Origin of the sequence: Bradyrhizobium sp. CCBAU 53340, from assembly GCF_015291645.1 — a bacterium.
Lineage (GTDB): Bacteria > Pseudomonadota > Alphaproteobacteria > Rhizobiales > Xanthobacteraceae > Bradyrhizobium.
The window spans coordinates 361032-375508 of the sequence record NZ_CP030056.1; the positions used below are offsets into that span (position 1 = coordinate 361032).

Annotated in this window: 12 protein-coding genes; 3 read left to right on the top strand and 9 right to left on the bottom strand. The window is 58.1% G+C overall.

Annotation, left to right across the window (positions count from 1 at the left end; translation table 11 throughout):
• Positions 1 to 3: 3 nt before the first annotated feature.
• Positions 4 to 1812, top strand: coding sequence for a bifunctional diguanylate cyclase/phosphodiesterase (locus XH89_RS38320; protein WP_128930100.1), 1809 nt, complete (start codon positions 4 to 6; stop codon positions 1810 to 1812).
• 676 nt (positions 1813 to 2488) lie between these two features.
• On the opposite strand, the gene XH89_RS38325 is transcribed toward XH89_RS38320, so the two are convergent.
• A complete protein-coding gene (locus XH89_RS38325; RefSeq protein ID WP_128930099.1) occupies positions 2489 to 3667 on the bottom strand; it encodes a cytochrome P450 in 1179 nt (392 codons plus the stop codon).
• 14 nt (positions 3668 to 3681) lie between these two features.
• The gene (locus XH89_RS38330) at positions 3682 to 4890 is read right to left on the bottom strand and encodes an ABC transporter substrate-binding protein (protein ID WP_128930098.1); all 1209 of its coding nucleotides are present in this window, start codon (positions 4888 to 4890) and stop codon (positions 3682 to 3684) included.
• Positions 4891 to 4979: 89 nt separating this feature from the next.
• On the opposite strand from XH89_RS38330, the gene XH89_RS38335 reads away from it, so the two are divergent.
• Positions 4980 to 5471 (top strand): MarR family winged helix-turn-helix transcriptional regulator, encoded by a 492-nt coding sequence (locus tag XH89_RS38335; protein ID WP_237864937.1) that lies wholly within the window; start codon positions 4980 to 4982, stop codon positions 5469 to 5471.
• 337 nt (positions 5472 to 5808) lie between these two features.
• Positions 5809 to 6756, top strand: coding sequence for an AEC family transporter (locus XH89_RS38340; RefSeq protein WP_128930096.1), 948 nt, complete (start codon positions 5809 to 5811; stop codon positions 6754 to 6756).
• A 73-nt stretch (positions 6757 to 6829) separates the two neighbouring features.
• On the opposite strand, the gene XH89_RS38345 is transcribed toward XH89_RS38340, so the two are convergent.
• The 7 genes from XH89_RS38345 to XH89_RS38375 form a co-directional block, all read right to left on the bottom strand.
• Positions 6830 to 7639: an alpha/beta fold hydrolase gene (locus XH89_RS38345; RefSeq protein ID WP_128930095.1), complete on the bottom strand. Its 810-nt coding sequence runs from the start codon at positions 7637 to 7639 to the stop codon at positions 6830 to 6832.
• Positions 7640 to 7706: 67 nt separating this feature from the next.
• Positions 7707 to 8081 carry a cupin domain-containing protein gene (locus tag XH89_RS38350; protein ID WP_128930094.1) on the bottom strand — a complete coding sequence of 125 codons (375 nt, stop codon included), beginning with the start codon at positions 8079 to 8081 and terminating at the stop codon, positions 7707 to 7709.
• Positions 8082 to 8102: 21 nt separating this feature from the next.
• Positions 8103 to 8738: an RraA family protein gene (locus tag XH89_RS38355; protein ID WP_128930093.1), complete on the bottom strand. Its 636-nt coding sequence runs from the start codon at positions 8736 to 8738 to the stop codon at positions 8103 to 8105.
• Between the two features lie 71 nt (positions 8739 to 8809).
• Entirely contained in the window at positions 8810 to 10066 is a 1257-nt protein-coding gene (locus XH89_RS38360) for an MFS transporter (RefSeq protein ID WP_245477392.1), read from the bottom strand.
• Positions 10067 to 10218: 152 nt separating this feature from the next.
• Positions 10219 to 10578: a DUF4286 family protein gene (locus tag XH89_RS38365; protein WP_128930091.1), complete on the bottom strand. Its 360-nt coding sequence runs from the start codon at positions 10576 to 10578 to the stop codon at positions 10219 to 10221.
• A gap of 14 nt (positions 10579 to 10592) precedes the next feature.
• A complete protein-coding gene (locus tag XH89_RS38370) occupies positions 10593 to 12254 on the bottom strand; it encodes a hydantoinase B/oxoprolinase family protein (RefSeq protein WP_128955152.1) in 1662 nt (553 codons plus the stop codon).
• On the bottom strand, positions 12251 to 14314 hold the full coding sequence (locus XH89_RS38375; protein WP_128930089.1) for a hydantoinase/oxoprolinase family protein: 2064 nt from the start codon (positions 14312 to 14314) through the stop codon (positions 12251 to 12253). The genes XH89_RS38370 and XH89_RS38375 overlap by 4 nt, the downstream gene beginning before the upstream one ends.
• Positions 14315 to 14477: the final 163 nt, after the last annotated feature.

The window sequence follows — 14477 nt, forward strand, 5'->3', positions numbered from 1 at the left end:
CAAATGGCATTTCCGGTCAACTTTATCGCGGCGGCGCTTGCAAGCTGCATGAACGATGTCCGCTGTTGGTTGACTGCAGCAAAGCCTAGCCCGCTAGAATCATGTCGCTCTGGCGAAGCCGGCCCGCTCGAGCAGCTTAGATTGGACAATGACCGTTTGAGGCGCGAGCTCAAACGCCTGAGCGATTTCCTTGATACCTCTTCGGAGGTCGTCTGGGAAACCGATGACCAGCTGACGATTACAAGCGGCAAGGAAGACCTCGGGCTGCCGGCCGGCCAAATTGGAATCAAGTTGGCGGAGGCCTTGGGGATCAATCCGCTCGCGAGCAAATCCTGGATCGAATATCTGCAGGCTCTTTCCAATCGAAAGCCATTTCGGGGGTTCGAAATCTGCTTGGACGGACGTGCGGGGGACGAGCTTTGGCTGGAGATCAACGGCAATCCGACATTTGCGAGGGGTAAATTCCAGGGTTATCGAGGCACCTGCCGGAATGTGACCGAGCGCAAGCTGCACGAGGCGCAAATTGCATTTCTGGCGGCCCACGATCCCCTCACAAGACTGGCCAACCGGCGCAGCTTTCACGAGCTTGTGGAGCGCGCGGTTGGAACACGAGGGCGGCACAAGCGCATTGCGATTTTGTGTCTGGACCTTGATGGCTTCAAAAGCGTCAATGATACGCTTGGACATGGCGTTGGCGATGCCCTGCTGCTTGAGGTGGCGCAGCGATTGAAATCTTGCGCCAAGACGACAGACCTCGTCGCTCGGCTTGGCGGGGACGAGTTCGCGATTCTGCGGGTTGATGCCGCCGATCCTGAGGACGCCAGCAGCCTCGCTGAGAGAATCCTCGCATCCATTGGCGAACCCTACTTCCTCGATGAACACCGGGTGATGATTGGCACGAGCATTGGCATAAATATCACGGCATGCTCCGAAAACGGAACAGACGAAGTGATTAAGAATGCCGATGTGGCGCTCTATCAGGCAAAGTCCGATGGACGCGGCACCTATCGAATATTCCAGAACGAAATGAACGTCCGTTTGCAAGAGCGCCTGCAGCTCGAGGTAGACCTTCGCCAGGCTTTGCAACGATCTGAGTTCGAACTGTTTTATCAGCCCATCGTGAATATCGAATCCAAGCAGATTGTCACGTTCGAAGCGCTCTTACGCTGGCATCATCCGCAAAAAGGGACGATACCCCCTACGACCTTTATTCCCCTCGCCGAAGAGACAGGGCTCATCGTTCCGATTGGTGATTGGGTGCTTCAGCAGGCCTGCCGCGATGCCGCATCATGGCCGCAAGACGTAAGAGTTGCGGTCAATCTGTCGTCTGTTCAATTCAGGCGCGGAGCCTTGGAACTGTCCGTGACCCGCGCCCTGGCTGCTGCGGGCTTGCATGGGTCTCGTCTCGAACTGGAGATTACCGAGAGCATTCTGCTGCACGACGAAGAGATCACGCGCGACATTCTCAATAGGTTGCGGGTGCTAGGAGTTCACATCGCCATAGATGACTTCGGCACAGGCTACTCCGCATTGAGCTATCTGCGGAGCTTCCCATTGGACAAGATCAAGATCGACCGATCCTTTGTGCAGGATCTCAGCCGCGAGACGAGCGCGGCGGCGATTGTCAGGGCAATTTCCGAGTTGGGGCAAGCCTTGGACATGACCATTGTCGCTGAGGGGGTTGAGACAGCTGAGCAGCTTAGGATTCTTGGTGACCAACGCTGCACGCAAGCCCAAGGCTACTTCATCGCTTACCCCCAGCCTGCGGCGCAGCTGATCCGCGTCATTGAGGAGCTGAAAGCTGTTGCCTAATCTGGAGCTGCCCAAGGTTCGAGAACCCCTCGGCTATTTTAAAGCGGAAGCCACCCGCTGAGGTCTTGATGCACCTTAACACTTCGAGCCGTTCGCGCCAACACCGCGGCGGGCCGCTACTGATGTAGCCATTGGGGGCAAAGCTAGTCTACATGCTGGCAGGAGAGACTCAACGAGGAGATCAGGAGAACAAAACAGCCCTCAGGCAACAAAACGCCTTGCCTACTCCGATCATGGCTTTGAAGCTTTTCACGCTATTCTAGAAAGCCCGAATGCCTGAAAGGACCTCCCTACACTCTTGTGGCGGCCAAGTCAGGGAGGGGGCAGACAACCGGTCTTTTGGCGGAGCTCCCTCTCGTCTTTTTTGACCTGACACTGCGCCTTTGTATTGCTCAGGCCGCATGCATCGCGAGCCCAATTCGGGACAAGTGCGTGATCGTCTCGCTCATTGTCGTTTGGCACCAACGCTGAAATTCTGCCGATTGTCTGTCCTTGACTTGGCGCCTCCTGAAAACGGTAGTCTTGCGACGTTTCAAGGCCTGAGAGGCTACGCTGTTGAACAGGGCAGCAAACCAACTGCGGCTTGCCCGCCTCGCGGCCGACCCTAGTTGGTAGCATGGGAATTGCTCTGTCGATGATGGTGGTCTCAAGATCGGACAGTGCCACCATTGGTCGCTCAGGCAGCAGTCACGCGGACTGGCATACTTTTGAGCCCCCGAAGGGTGTTATTTAGCATGCGCTCGGGTTCGGCAATGAGTTCAATTGATTTTACCCGCTTCGCAAGTTCCGTTAGAACCAACTCACCCTCCAAGCGTGCGATCATCTGGCCCACACAAGCATGAATGCCGGAGCCGAAGCCCACATGTCCTGTTACAGGTCGCTCCACATCGAAGCGCTCGGGCTCTTGCCAACGAGCCGGATCACGGTTGGCGGATGCCATGAAGACCAGCACTTTGGTCCTCGCTGGTATGATATCGCCCGCCATTTCCACTTCACGCGAGGTGGTGCGGAAGAAGGTCTGCACAGGTGAATCATAGCGTAGCCCTTCCTCAAACGCATTGCGGGCGAGTGCCGGGCGCTCGTGTAGTTTGGCGAATTGCATTGGATGGCTTGCGAGTGCAAGCAAGGTATTCCCCAGTCCATTGATCGTCGTGTCGACACCCGCAGTTAGGAATGGCCGGACCAAATGCGTGGCCTCGTGTTCAGTAATCTCACCTGCATCAGCAGCTTCGTAGATCATCGTTCCAATGCCATCGGGTCTGAGCGCGCTGCGTGCGCAACGGTCCATGATCCATTTCTGCGCGGTCAGCCCTGGATCACGAGATCTGGCGAGAATGTGATTATCCGGTCCGAAGCTGTTGAAGACGAACGTGCTCCAGGCAAGCAGGTTCTCGCGTCCCTCCTCTGAGACGCCAATGGCGTCGGGGAACACCTTTAGGGGATAAGCTATGGCCAGATCTGTCATCGCGTCGAAGGTCCCCCGCTCGACGAGCTCGCCGATTTTCCTCTCGGCCTCCTTCTGAAAGGTGTCGCGCAGGTTCTTCGCTACGCCCGGTGACATGGTCCGGGCGAGGATTCGGCGTCCCTTCTCGTGATCGGGCGGGTCGATCTGTAGCGTCATCGGCCGGGGCAGCGCTGGGTTCATACCCTTTAGGCCGACGCCCTCTCCGCTGATGAAGGTCTGCCAATCCTTGAGCGTGGAATCAACCTGCTCATACCGCGCCATGGCCCAGATGTCGTACGGCTCGATCCTGAACACCGGTCCCAGTTCGCGAAAGGTCTGGTACGCCGGATACGGATCCCTCAGCACCTCATCAGCGAACGGATCGATCCGAGTAGAAGCAAACTGGCTCATGGCGGCCCCTCGACTTATTGTTTGCTGAGAGGACAATTGCCCTCGTTCTCGGGTCTGAAGGCATCTTCGCCCTTGATGATCCCGACAACCTTCAGGAGGTCCCACTTGGATTTCGACTGGTCGGGCGATTTGACCTGGAGGAGATAGAGCGGATGGATCTTACGTCCGTCCTTGCGGATGAAACCTTTGCCGAACAAGGAATCGTCGGTCGGAAGCTCCTTCATGGCGGCAACGACCGCCCTACCGTCTTTCGCGCCACCGACCTTGTCGACGGCCTTCAGGTAGTGAATGACGCCAGCGTAGACGCCGGCTTGCATGTCGTTGGGATAGGCCTTGGATGGGATGCGCTCCGAGAAGCGCTTGGCGAAGGACCGGGTGGCCTCGTTGAGGTCCCAGTAGAACGGATTCATGATTTGGGCGCCTTGGGCGAATTGCAGCCCGAGAGACGGAATGCCGTTCATGCCCAGAATCAGACCGACCAGTTTGTGATCTTTGGTCAGGCCGAACTCGGCGGCCTGCTTCATCGAAGTGATCGTATCGTCGCCGGCGTTGGCGATACCGATGATGTCGGCGCCGGAAGCCTGCGCCTGCAGCAGGAACGAGGCGAAGTCGGCCGTCCCGAGGGGATGACGGACGGCTCCGAGGACCTGTCCCCCGGATGCCTTGACCGATTCGGACGCCTGCTTCTCCAGATCGTGGCCGAAGGCATAATCGGCCGTGATGAAGAACCACTTTTTGCCGCCCTGCTCGACGATGGTCTTGCCGAGCCCGCGGCCATAAGCATAGGTGTCGTAAGTCCAGTGCACCGTATTCGGCGTACACTTTTCTCCAGTCAACAATGCCGTACCGGCGCCAGAGCCGACGAACACCTTGTTCTTTTCGGCGCTCATCCCCGCGACTGCCAGCGCAATCGCCGAGTTGGGGACGTCGAAGATTGCATCGACGCCCTCATTCTCATACCAGCGACGCGCGATGTTGACGCCGGTGTCCGACTTGTTCTGGTGATCCGCACTGACGACTTCGACCTGCCTGCCGCCAGCCTTTCCGCCATAATCCTCGACAGCCAATTGAGCCGCGATGACGGACCCAATGCCCTGATAGCTTGCAAATGCTCCGGACTGGTCATTGAGAACGCCGAGCTTCACCGTTTCCTGCGCATCGGCCGATCCGCAAATCAGCGCAAGCAAGGAGACGCACGTCGCCAATAGGCTTGTCACCCTCATGGATACTCCTCCCGGCTACCGTTGCGGTCTCAGCCGCATAATACTTATATTTTATAAGTATATTGGGCGATGTCAATTCGGCATGCGTCATGATAGATGCGAACGTGGATGACCCAGGGGAGCTAATGACAATAGCAACAACGGCGGCAGAGAAGCAGCTCGATTTGGCCGCACTTCGCAACGTCCCGGGCTTCGTGATCCGATTGATCCAGTTGAAGTTCTTCGACGGCTTCTATGAGACCTTCGCCGAGCTCGGACTGACGCCTGCGACCTACGCAATCCTCATGCTGGTGCGGGACAACCCGGGGGTCGTTCCGAGTAGCATCGCAGCACTGTTGCGGCTTCAACTCCCGAATTTGACAAAAATTCTGCACCAGCTCGAGGACGCGGGTCTGGTGAAGCGAAGCCGGTCCAAAATCGACCGGCGTGCGATTGAGATCACATTGACGTCGAAAGGCGAGAAATTGATGAGGGACGCCGTCCGGCTCACGGCGCCCTATAACCGCCGAATGCTTGCTCCCCTTAATGAAACGGAGCGATCCACTTTGATCGGCCTGCTAAATCGGATCTGCCCCTTTTAGACTCTTAATCAAATCTTGACCGTATCGTTTACAAGGAGAAGACATTGGCCATTCGCAATCAGGCGGCTGATGCGCGCGCATCCTCGCGCCAAGTTCACCAGGATGCCACGACTGGCCTTAGCGCGAGCTGATGCGCATGCGCCTCGACATCGAAGTTAGTCTGCTGCTGGAACGAAGCCGCGTGCCAGGCGGTCGAGAGCGAGGTGCACCTCACCGCTTTTTCGCTCGCTGCGCTTCATCGAAATTCAAACAGACTGCCTATTGAATTTCGGGTGGACCGCGGCGCCGGTCTGGACTAATCGTCGGCATCACAATCAGTCTGCTCGTCAACCCCGATATGAATGTACTTGCGATCGTTGCTCCGACCTTTGGGCTCATTGCTGTGGGCTACGCCGCAGCTGTTAGCGGACTGGTTTCAGAAGGTGCGCAGAAGGGCATTTCCGAGTTCGCATTCTCGATTGCAATACCAGCGCTTCTCTTCCGGACCATCGTCATCTCGCAATTTCCTGCTATGAATCCTTTGCTGGCATGGGGCGCCTACTATGGCGCTGTCGCCCTCACCTGGATCGCCGCTCTAGCTCTGTCGGCACGCCTGCTTCGCGTGACGCCCGCGGCCGGCGTTGTCGCAGCCACGAGCGCTGTGTACGGCAACATAGCGATGCTCGGTATTCCGCTCGCGCTCACGGCGTTCGGTCCGAAGGCGGCGGGGCCAATGGCGCTGATCCTTGCCATTAACACACCGTTGTTATGGCTCAGCGGAACACTTCAGATCGCCTGGATCGAGCGGAAAGATGGCGCCTCGATTTGGGCACTTGTGCTTCGCCTCCTGTTAGATCTTTTGCGCAATCCGATCATAATCGCGATTGCAGCTGGCTTCTTTTGGCGAATGACCGGGGCAGGACTGAATTCGCTGGTAGATCGGACTTGCGAGCAACTCGCTCAAGCCGGGTCTCCGGCAGCTCTGATCGCGCTGGGGGTCGGCCTTATGCGATTCGAACTCCGCGGAGAAGCACTGAGCCTCGCGGTCATGTGCTTTCTGAAGCTCATCATCATGCCCCTTGTTGCCTGGACGCTGGCCTTTCCCGTTCTACATCTGCCGCCCTTGGTTGGCGACGTCATCGTTCTATTTGCGGCCATGCCGGCAGGGGCCAATGCGTACCTGTTCGCCACGCAGTACAAATTGCTGGCGAACTCAACGTCTGCTGCGGTTGCTTTAGGCACGCTTTTGTCGGCAGTGACGCTTCCTTTGCTCATTACGATCTTGCTGATGAATCCACTCGAATAGCAACCCCGCGTTCAGCCGCCGAAGGCCTCATTGCGCACAGCCTCGGTGAGCGCTTTAGCGATCGCCGGGACCTCTAAACGTCAGCCAGGAACGCTGCAATTTGCGTCCACATGGCGATCGGATTGGAATACATCGGGAAATGGCCGCACGCCGGAATCTCGGTAAGGCGTACGCCATTTGTGCGAAGCAGGCCGAGATAGGATAACGTCGCATTCTGTTCGCCGTACATGAACATCTTCGGGCAGCGAAGGCCGATAAACTTTTGCATCAACTTTCCACTGTCCGACAGATCGACCATCGAGCGGAATATTCCAGGTACCGCAGCCGCCCTCACTTTGTGATGAAGACTGGAAGCGTAGAGCGCGCTGGCATAGGCTGGCATATGCCGGGTTCGGTCGATAAAATCGGCGAAGAACCGCTCCACGTTCTGCTCCGGAAATTGCAAGATCTGCCTGCTGAGGAAGCAGTCCTCGGGCGCAATGTTTCCCTCGATATTGACGAAGCTGAGTACGTGTTGGGGATACTTGTGCGCGAGCAGAAGTGCCGTCAGACCACCCATGGAGTGGCCAACGAGATGAAATCGGTCGAGCTTAAAATGCTCGATTACGCGCTGCGCAGTCTTTAACAAGAACGGAATTGAAATGTCTGATAGATCCGCGCAATACGTCTCTCCGCAACCCGGTGCGTCATAGGCGAGAAACGGATGCGCCGCGAGAGCTTCGTGGCGCACGATGTCAGCGTAGTCTTCTTTGGTAGATCCGAAGCCGTGCAGGAAGACGATTGGCGCCGCTTTTCCGGCGCGATGAATCGCTGACAGGTTCAATTCGACGCCATCAACTTGTGACGGCAACCGAACCAAGGCCAGTTCACGGTTTTCCGGCACGGCTTTCCCTTTGAAGCGTTAACGGGCAAAGCTGGCTCTCGCTTTGCAGCAAGAGCCAGGCCACTGGCTAAGTCTGTCCGAACCCGGATCCCGGCTTCTTATATTCGGGCCGGGGTGGGCTGAAGATGTCGAGCACACGGGCGCCCTCGGGACCAGCTCGCATGGTGTGAGGGACGTTGCCGGGCGTACGCCAGAAGTCGCCCTTGCGCACAGGGATCTCCTCCCCTCCCTGAATCCTAATGGCAGTGCCGTCCAGCAGCACGCCCCATTGTTCCTCAGGATGATGATGGAGCACGCCTTCGGCGTGCGGTGCGAAGCTCACCACCGAGAGCATCGCGTGTTCGCCCGAAAAGATGCGCGTGGTGAGTCCGGGCGCCAGCTCGCGAAGCAAGCCGTCATCCGGTGTATCAAGATTGTGAAATTCCTTTTTCTGGTCAGTCATGTCGTCCTCTGGTTCTGGTTACTACCGTCCGTAAGAGCCCTCGTAACGCCCCTCGCGAATAGCCTTCATGGTCTCCTCTTCGCGCGCGATCTGGGCACGAACAGCCTCAATCAGGGAATCTGCCATCGCGGCCGGAAAGGATACAACGCCATCCTCATCGCCAACGACGATGTCGCCAGGGGCGATCGGTGACCCACCGATCGACACTGGCACGTTGATGCAGCCTGGGCCACTTTTATAGGGGCCGCGGTGGGTCACTGCGCGGGCAAAGCAGGGGAAATCCGAACCGCTGAAGGCCGCGACGTCTCGGATGGCGCCGTCGATTACATAGCCGGCAGCTCCCCTCTCTTCTGCGATATTCTTCATGATCTCACCCACCAGTGCCCGCGTCTCGTCGCCGCCTCCGTCCACGACGATGACATCCCCGGGGCCGACCAGTTCAAGCGCCTTGTGAATTGCGAGGTTGTCTCCAGGACGCGTCCGCACGGTGAAAGCCGTTCCGACCAACCGTCCGGAACGATGGAATGGCCTCAAGCCAACAGCACCCGCCAATCGGTCGAGATTGTCCGAGATGACCGAAGTGGGGGCATCTTTGAAGGCTTCAATGAGAGCGGAAGGCGGCTTTGGCACGCTGGCAAGCGCGGTTTTGACGTTCATGGTTCACATCCGGTCAATCCGGCGATCTGGCGCCGCATCGCAAATGTGCGGCGCCAAATCGCACAAGGTGGCTAATCGATCTCGCGGCCGGCTTTTTCCGTTGCTGCCAACAAAGCAATGAGCGTGATGACGAGGGCTCCGGTCACGTAGGCTGGAATCGCATACGTGTCGGGATACTCTCTCAACAAGGTGGCGAAGATCAGCGGGGCAAAACCGCCACCGAGGACACCTGCGAAGGTGTAGGCGAGCGAGGACCCCGTGTATCGCACACGTGTTGGAAACTGCTCAGTGACGAAAGCACCTTGCGGACCAAACATCGCGGCTTGAAACACCATGCCGACTGAAACTGCGGCAATGATGATGGCTGGTGATTTTGTATCGAACAAGCCGAACAGGAGGAAGCTGCCGATGATAGATGCCAGAGCACCGAGCCCATAGACAGTGCGTCGACCAATCCGGTCAGAGAGCGCCGCAAGCAGGGGAACGGATATGGCATGCACGCCGGCGCCGATCAGAACAGCGGTCAGGGCCAATGTGCGGCTCAAACCCAGCTTCTGAGTGACATACGTCAAGGTGAATACGGCAAGCAGTCCATACACCACGTCCGAACCGATTCGAACGCTACCGGCCACTAACAGGTTGCGCCAATGGTCCCTCAGGACCTCGGCAACCGGCGCCTTGGTCGTCGCATGGCCGGCCTGCAGCTGATGGAAGTGGGGTGTTTCCTCAACGCTCCAGCGGATCCAGAATCCGAAGAACACCAGCACGGTGCTGGCCAGAAACGGAAGGCGCCAGCCCCAGGACAGGAAATCGGCCTCATTCAGCAGCGTCGTCGTGACGGCGATGGCCCCTGCGGCGAGAAGAGTACCGGCAGAGGGGCCGACTTGCGTCCACGACGCATTGAGCCCGCGATTTTGTGGCTTGCCATGCTCCACGGAAAGAAGGATGGCGCCAGCCCACTCGCCACCGAGCGCGATGCCCTGAATGGTCCTGAGACTAACGAGCAGCAGGGGCGCGGCGATTCCGATGCTCCCGTACGTAGGCAGCAAGCCCATCGCCAGGGTAGAAATGCCCATCAAAGCGAGCGTATAGACGAGGACGGCACGACGCCCGACCTTATCTCCGAGGCGACCGAAGATAATTCCGCCGATGGGACGCGAGATGTAACCTACGGCATAAGTCGAAAACGCAAGAATTGTACCGACAATCGGATCAAATGACGGGAAAAAGAGCTTATTGAAGATCAGAGCTGCCATGGAATTGTAGATTACGAACTCGTACCATTCCAGCGAGGTACCCACCATGCTGGCGAGTGCAAGCCGCGTCATCTTTCCTGCCGTGCTTGGGCCGACAGTGTCGAGCTGCGGCGTCAATGTCGTCTCTGCGCTTGTCGTCATCCCTATCTCCTGCGCGTTATCATTTGATCTGCCCGTCGTTGGCGCCCCGGCAAGCGTCACGACGTTTGATTGGTGATTGTGCTCTATGGGCTAGTGGATTGCCTCTGATAGACAGCGTGGTGCCTATTGCGGGTATGCGGCCTCACTTCGCTTGCCCATCTGCCCGCCTCGACTGCCTTTGCCCATTCGGCGCTCTTCAAGACGTCCGGATGGTCAATCTCATAAATGGCCGTATAGATCGGCTTGGGCGCCGGCATATCCTTGATGCCGTTGGCAATGGCGAACGCGAAGGGAACTCCTTTGACGCGCGTAACGCTGTGAACCCCTGGCACTTTCAGGAGATGCGGGACATGTTCCCCATCGTACACCTCGTTGAAGAGATCTTCGTGCGCAGGATCGACGTCCATTGAAGCAATCAGGACAAAGCGGGATTGGATCGGCATCAAGCGCTCCGTTGCTACTTGTGAGGAGGAGTGTATTCAAAGCCGTAGTCACGTTTCGCCGCCTCCGGCGTTACGTAACCGTCCAGCACGTCGTTGAGGATCGCCTCCCGGTCCCGACGTTTAACGTCACCGAATCCGCCGCCGCCGGGTAGCGAGAGCGTTAAAACCGTATCTGGCGGCAACATGCGGCTCAGCTTGGGGCGGACCTCCTCGCCATTCGAACTGGCGATCGAACCGGTCGCGCCGGATTTGCCATCGTACAAACCTGGTGCTGGATAGTGACATCGATCGTACATGCCTGAGAAGAGATAGGGCTTCTCGGTCAGAACCTCGACTTCCATTGTCTGGCCCAAGCCACCACGATGTTCGCCGGCTCCGCCGGAGTCAGGTCGAAGCGCTCTTTGCCGTACGACCAGAGGCGTCAAAGCTTCGATGATTTCCACGGGCACACCGGCGACACCGCTTGGATAGGAGGTGGCCGAGAGGCCATCGAGTCCCTTGAGGGCGCCAGTTCCGCCGGTAGAGAACCAAGTGTACGAGAAGAACTGATTGTCGCGCTTATCGAAGCCGCTGATATGCGTATTCCAGAGACTGTCGGCGCCGGGTGCCATCACCTTATCCGGCAGGATACCTGACAACGCGCCCATGATGGCTGAAGGGAGGAAGTGACCGACCGTATGACGGCCAGCGACGGCAGCAGGATGCTGAGCGTTGAGGATTGACCCGACGGCGGCGATCGTGCGTATCGGCGTGAACGAACCGGCGTTATTGGGCACGTCTGGCGCAATTGCGCACTTCACGCCATAGGTGGTGTAAGCAACGGTATAATTGAAACCGACGTTGATACCGAGATCAACCGTTGAGGAAGACCCTTCATAGTCGACGATGACCTCATCGTCCTTGATAGTGACCTTGGCCTGAATCTCGATCGGCTTGTCGAACCCGTCAATGGTGATCTTGAACGGATGCGATCCGTTGGGCAGAGCCGTAATGGCGGCTCTCATCGCCCTTTCGGTGCGCGCGACGATGGCGTCTGCCACCCCTTCGATATCCGCAAGATCGAACTCTTCGAGGAAAGACTTGAGCTGCTTTGCTCCGACTTCGTTCGCGGTGATCTGTGCATGAATATCGCCAATCACTTCATCGGGGGTCCGCACGTTGGCCGCGATCAGCCGATAAACGGCTTCGACGGGTTCTCCTTTCGAATGCAACTTCATGATCGGGATGAAGAGACCCTCCTCATAGACGGAGCGGGCATCACACGACAGCCCCCTGCCGCCGATATCGAGCGCGTGACAGCAGTTTGCAAAAAGCGCAACGACTCGCCCATTGTGGAATACGGGCGTTGCAATCGTGATGTCGTGAAGCTGAGAGACCGTAATCCAAGGATCATTCGTGATGATGACGTCCCCGGGCTGGAGCGTATCCAGCGGAAACGTCTTCAAGATGTGTTCCATTCCTGTCGCCATGGAATTGATGTGCCCCGGCGAGCCCGTGACCGATTGGGCCACCATCCGGCCGCGGCGATCGAACACGCACGCAGAAAGGTCTTCGGCGTCCCGGACGATGGACGTAAAGGACGAACGCATCAGGGCCGCGGCCTGCTCGTTCACGGCGGCAATGAGCCGCCCCCACATGATATCGAGCGTAATGGGGTCCAGTTCCTTGGCGCTCATCGGGCCACCTCGAGATCGACAATGAGATTACGGTTCTGATCGACGCTAATTTCGCCGGGTCCGTTGATAACAACGGTCGATTCACGTTCTTCGATGATGGCTGGCCCCTGCAGGCGATCACCGGCTCCAAGGCGATAACGGTCGTAGACCGGCACGTCGATGAGTCCTGCGTCAGGGACGTAGATCTTTCTGGAGCCCTTGAGTGGACCGTCGGACTTCGACGTATTGACCGGTAGCTTGAAGTCAGGCTTGGGCCCCGATGCGACCACTCGCCATGACATCACGTCGATTGGCGTGTTGGGTACGGTATGTCCGTAGAGTTCGGTGTAGACCCGCTCGAACGAAGCGGTGATTTCCGCGATGCTGTCTGGCCCAAGTTTACCGGAGGGAATCGGCACACGGATGTCAAAGCCTTGCTTGCGGTAGCGCATATCGGCCCAGCGACGGAACGAGACCTCTCGATCACCCATTGAATGAGCAAGACGGCTTCGCCCCTCCTCCTCCATTTCTTTGAGAGACCGATTGACTGCGCCCCAATCCAGTTGTTCCAGCCGTGCCGGGCTTGATCGCACAAAGTCAAATGCCAGTGGCGCGGTGAGGAAGCCGACGGCCGACATGACGCCCGCACCGAACGGATAGATGATCTTCGGCAACTTCAGGACGCGCGCGACGCCGTAGGCGTGAACCGGCCCCGCGCCACCAAACGCAAACATCGGAAACTGGGAAATGGTGCGCCCCCGCTCGATGGCGTGGATGCGTGCAGCAGAAGCCATTGCTTCGTTTGCCAGTTGATGGATTCCCCAGGCTGCGGCTATCGTGTCGAGATCAAGCGAGGCCCCGACTTGTTCGTTAATGGCACGTTCTGCGGCGGTCTTGTCGAGCTTCATATCTCCGCCGAGGAAGAAGCCTGCATTGAGGTAACCGAGCAGCAGATCGGCATCAGTGACCGTTGGTCGTTCCCCGCCCGCCCCGTAGCAGGCAGGTCCTGGCACGGATCCGGCGCTATGCGGCCCGACCTTGAGGCGGCCGAGTGCATCGATCTGCGCGATCGAACCGCCGCCCGTGCCGATCTCGATCATTTCGATGACGGGCACCTTGACTGGGAGACCGCTGCCTTTCTTGAACTGATATTGCCGATCGACCTCGAATTCCGGGGCCAGCAGAGGCTCGCCATCGACGATGAGGCAGGCCTTGGCGGTGGTGCCGCCCATGTCAAAAGAGAGCACGTCTGAAAGTCCGAGTGACTTGGCATAATGTGCCGCAGCCAACGCGCCGGCCGCAGGTCCCGACTCAACAAGACGGATCGGCGCTTCGATGGCTTGGCTGGCGGTGAGCAGACCGCCATTCGATTGCATCACATAAAGACCGGCTGCATCGCTGAGCTCGTCGCGCGTACGCGCTTCGAGCCGCGTCAGATATTTCTCGGCGATGCTCTTGACATAGACATTGCAGAGCGCCGTCGTCGAACGCTCGAATTCCCTGATTTCCGGGGAGATGTCGCTGGAGAGAGTTATCGCAACGCCGGGGAGCTTTTCCCGTAGGATGCGGCCAACGATGCGCTCGTGATCCGGACAAACGTAGGCGTTGATGAGACTGACGGCAACCGCTTCGATGCCTATTCTGCGCATCTCCTCGGCGATGCGCGCGACGTCGTCTTCGTTGGGGGCCTGGCGGATTGTTCCATCCGACAGAATTCGCTCGGCAATCTCAAACCGGTGACGCCGCCGGGCAATCGGGGCGGGACGACGCAGCCGAAGGTCGTACATGTCGTAGCGGTGCTCGCGCGCAATTTCGACGGCATCGCGGAATCCGCGGGTCGTGACGAGAGCGGTCAGCGCCCCCTTTCTCTCGATCAGCGCGTTGGTGAAAAGCGTCGTCCCATGCACAACATGCGAAACTTGGCCTGCATCACCGTTGATGACCTGCTTAATTCCATTGATTACGCCATTGTCAGGCTGATCTGGAGTTGTCAGGACCTTACCGAGCCGAAATAAACCGGTCTCATCGTCGACCAGGACGATATCTGTGAAAGTTCCCCCAATATCGGCGCCTAAACGCATCCGCTCCTCCAAATTCAGGATTTGGTAGGATTAGCGACTATGGGGTGACAGCCGAATTACCGTTTGGGCAATCCAGCTTTAAGGGAGCATTAGTCCTCCGCCCGCGGCTGCCTGCTGCGGCGGCGGCGTGCCCGACGCCCCCTTCTTGATCATCGTGTGAGAA

Excerpts from the sequence above, each read along its gene's own strand:
- XH89_RS38350 (WP_128930094.1), bottom strand. The coding sequence starts at position 8,081 with ATGACTGACCAGAAAAAGGAATTTCACAATCTTGATACACCGGATGAC.
- XH89_RS38340 (WP_128930096.1), top strand. The coding sequence starts at position 5,809 with ATGAATGTACTTGCGATCGTTGCTCCGACCTTTGGGCTCATTGCTGTG.
- XH89_RS38330 (WP_128930098.1), bottom strand. The coding sequence starts at position 4,890 with ATGAGGGTGACAAGCCTATTGGCGACGTGCGTCTCCTTGCTTGCGCTG.
- XH89_RS38325 (WP_128930099.1), bottom strand. The coding sequence starts at position 3,667 with ATGAGCCAGTTTGCTTCTACTCGGATCGATCCGTTCGCTGATGAGGTG.
- XH89_RS38365 (WP_128930091.1), bottom strand. The coding sequence starts at position 10,578 with ATGCCGATCCAATCCCGCTTTGTCCTGATTGCTTCAATGGACGTCGAT.
- XH89_RS38355 (WP_128930093.1), bottom strand. The coding sequence starts at position 8,738 with ATGAACGTCAAAACCGCGCTTGCCAGCGTGCCAAAGCCGCCTTCCGCT.
- XH89_RS38370 (WP_128955152.1), bottom strand. The coding sequence starts at position 12,254 with ATGAGCGCCAAGGAACTGGACCCCATTACGCTCGATATCATGTGGGGG.
- XH89_RS38375 (WP_128930089.1), bottom strand. The coding sequence starts at position 14,314 with ATGCGTTTAGGCGCCGATATTGGGGGAACTTTCACAGATATCGTCCTG.
- XH89_RS38360 (WP_245477392.1), bottom strand. The coding sequence starts at position 10,066 with ATGACGCGGCTTGCACTCGCCAGCATGGTGGGTACCTCGCTGGAATGG.
- XH89_RS38335 (WP_237864937.1), top strand. The coding sequence starts at position 4,980 with ATGATAGATGCGAACGTGGATGACCCAGGGGAGCTAATGACAATAGCA.
- XH89_RS38320 (WP_128930100.1), top strand. The coding sequence starts at position 4 with ATGGCATTTCCGGTCAACTTTATCGCGGCGGCGCTTGCAAGCTGCATG.